The sequence below is a fragment of the Flavobacterium psychroterrae genome (assembly GCF_018380615.1).
GTDB lineage: Bacteria > Bacteroidota > Bacteroidia > Flavobacteriales > Flavobacteriaceae > Flavobacterium > Flavobacterium psychroterrae.
The window spans coordinates 1-247 of the sequence record NZ_JAGYVZ010000113.1 but is presented as its reverse complement, the minus strand read 5'-3'; the positions used below and the strand labels follow the sequence as shown (position 1 = coordinate 247).

Below are 247 nucleotides of genomic sequence, written 5' to 3'. Positions count from 1 at the left end.
TTATTATCCCAACTCAGTAAAGATAATTTTCCACATGAGGTCAGGAATTATAAAATTACTGCCAACATCGAAGCTAAGATAAAAGTCACGCTCGAAAAAATACAAGCCACATCATGGGGAGGCTTTACTGCTCAAATTGTGGACTCAGGCATTAATATGGAAAATTATAGTATCACGGAAGTATGCTCACATGAAATAGCCGTAATCAGAGTAATAGAATCAGTTGGTACGTGCGAAACTACATCAG

1 protein-coding gene is annotated in these 247 nt (G+C 37.2%); it reads left to right on the top strand.

Annotated features, from left to right (window positions below; translation table 11 throughout):
* The coding region (locus KHA90_RS25290; RefSeq protein WP_213308312.1) for a hypothetical protein at positions 1-247 on the top strand (247 nt) is incomplete at both ends.